The sequence below is a fragment of the Nocardia farcinica genome, assembly GCF_029867845.1.
Lineage (GTDB): Bacteria > Actinomycetota > Actinomycetes > Mycobacteriales > Mycobacteriaceae > Nocardia > Nocardia farcinica_A.
The window spans coordinates 1-2,426 of the sequence record NZ_JARWRU010000654.1 but is presented as its reverse complement, the minus strand read 5'-3'; the positions used below and the strand labels follow the sequence as shown (position 1 = coordinate 2,426).

Annotated in this window: 2 protein-coding genes; one reads left to right on the top strand and one right to left on the bottom strand. The window is 70.7% G+C overall.

Annotated elements, in window-relative coordinates; genetic code table 11:
* Positions 1-655 (bottom strand): type VII secretion protein EccE (gene eccE, locus QH283_RS14435; RefSeq protein ID WP_280503513.1); only part of this gene is annotated, 655 nt, incomplete at its 3' end.
* 111 nt (positions 656-766) lie between these two features.
* Here eccE and eccB point away from each other — a divergent pair.
* Entirely contained in the window at positions 767-2,254 is a 1,488-nt protein-coding gene (eccB, locus tag QH283_RS14430) for a type VII secretion protein EccB (protein WP_280503512.1), read from the top strand.
* Positions 2,255-2,426 lie beyond the last annotated feature (172 nt).

Below are 2,426 nucleotides of genomic sequence, written 5' to 3'. Positions count from 1 at the left end.
GCGCCCCGCCCCCGGGGCGCCCCCCCCCCCCCCCCCCCCCCCCCCCCCCCCCCCCCGCGCCCGCGCCCGCCACGGCGTCGAAGCCGATGGCAAGCCACACCGAGCGGTGCGCGGTGGCGGGCAGCGGGCCGAGCAGCGACTCGTAGATCTTGCCCGCCGGAGTGCCTGCGCGGGATCGGTGGCCGTGGCTGACGATGTCGATGCCGCTGAGCAGGATGTCGTGCTGGTTCAGGCATTTCGCCAGCTCGGGCAGCGGCAGCAGGTGCGAGGCCAGCACGGTGCTGCTGGAGATGCGGGTCAGGCCGCCGCGCGGCGGCAGCACCTCGACCACCGTGACCACCCGGGAACCGTCCCAGTACAGGCCGAGCGACCTGTCGTCGGGACCGCGATGGTCGACGGTGTCACCGATCCGGTAGTCGCCGCCGGTCTTGAAGCGCCAGAAGGTGACCACCCAGTCGAGCAGGGTGCGCTGCGCGATCGGGACCAGCGGGATCAGCAACGCGGCCAACGCGATCGGCAGCGTGTAGAGCGGCACCAGACCGATCAGCAGACAGAGGACGCCGACGGCGAGTGCGATGGCCTGCGCGGCGAGCAGATTCGCCATCGAGATGCGTCCGAACAGCGGGCGCGGCCCCGCTCCGGTGGCTTCGGCCATCAGGTCCCCCAAGTAACCGGCGCCGGCCGAATCCACCCGGCCGAGCTGAACAACAGTCCCCCGGAACTGTACTGTGTTGCCCGGATGTGAGCACTGTTCGGGGGAGGAACCATGCCTTCAAAGCCCACCACGCGATGGCAGGTGAGCGGCTATCGATTCCTGGTGCGCAGAATGGAGCACGCGCTGGTCCGCCGGGATGTGCGCATGCTGCACGACCCCATGCGATCGCAGTCGCGAGCCTACGCCGTCGGCCTGGTGCTCGGTGTCGTCGTGCTCGCCGGTTGCGGCATCCTCGCGCTGTTCCGGCCCCAGGACAAGATCGGTGACAACACGCTGCTCATCGGCAAGGAGAGCGGTGGCGTCTACGTCGTCATCGACGATGTCGTGCACCCGGCGCTGAACATCGCCTCGGCGCGGCTGGCCTCCGGTGAGAGCGGAAAAGCCGCCATCATCAAGGAATCCGAGCTGACGAAGAAGCCGCGCGGCCAGTTGATCGGCATCCCCGGCGCGCCCGCCGCGCTGCATTACGACGCCAAGGGCTCCGGCCGCACCTGGACGGTGTGCGACGTGCTCGCCGTCGACGGCAGCAACGACCTGGCCACCACGGTGATCGCCGGTGACCTCGACCTCGGTGACAAGGCCTCCGAGCTGGGTGCCGACCGGGCGTTGCTGGTGACCGCCCAAGGCCAGGACTACCTGGTCTACGACAACACCCGCGCCAGGGTGGACATGGACGACCGCAAGGTCACCGACGCGCTCGGCATCACCGGGATGACCCCGCGGCCGGTGGCCGAGGGCCTGCTGAACTCCATCCCCGAGGTGCTGCCCATCGTCCCGCCCAAGATCAACGATCCCGGTGCGAGCGTGAGCTACCAGATCGGTGACCACCGCGTCGGTGACGTGGTGCAGGTGTCCACCGAGCCGGAGAAGAACTACGTGGTGCTCACCGACGGCCTGCAGGAGGTGTCGCCGCTGACCGCCGACATCATCCGCAACACCTACCGTGCCTCGGGCTCGGACACCACCATCGAACAGGCCGACCGGGTCGCGGTCGACCTGGTGAACACGTTGCCGGTGTCCACCTACCCGCGCGAGCAGATGAGCATCGTCGACCTGAAGGACGAGCCGGTCGCCTGCATGTCGTGGACGCCGAACCCGGTCGCCGCCGAGCACAACGAGGGCGGCAAGCAGGCCGAGCTCTCGGTCGTCACCGGCCTGGCCCTGCCCGTTCCCGATAATGCCAAGCTGGTGCCGCTGGCCCAGGCCGACGGCGACGGCCCCAACGCCGACTCCACCTACATCCCGCCGGGCACCGGCGCCTTCGTGCAGAGCACCGGCATCGAGCCGAACAGCACCCGCAAGGATTCGATGTTCTACATCGCCGACACCGGCGTCCGCTACGGGATCAAGAACGCCGACGCGCAGAAGGCGCTCGGGCTGGACTCGGAGTCCGGGGTGAAGCCCGAGCCCGCGCCGTGGCCGATCATCGGCCTGCTCGCCGGCGGTCCGACGCTCGGCCGCGAGGAGGCCATGGTGGCTCACGACGGTGTCGCGCCCGATCCCTCGCCGTCACCGAACAAGGTCGGCAACACCAACTGATCGGGTCCTCGCTCGGTGGGGGGCCGGGCGCCCGAAGGGCGGGCGCCCCCGCGGGGCCCGGCGCATACCGGCCCCCGTCCCCCACCCCCCCCGCTTGGGGGGCCCCCCCCCCCGACCGGTCCACCCGCCCCCCCCCGGGGCCGACACCGGACGAAATGCACTGGGTGCGACG

Bases quoted from the DNA above. Each gene is read 5' to 3' on its own strand.
- eccB (WP_280503512.1), top strand. From the start codon at position 767: ATGCCTTCAAAGCCCACCACGCGATGGCAGGTGAGCGGCTATCGATTC.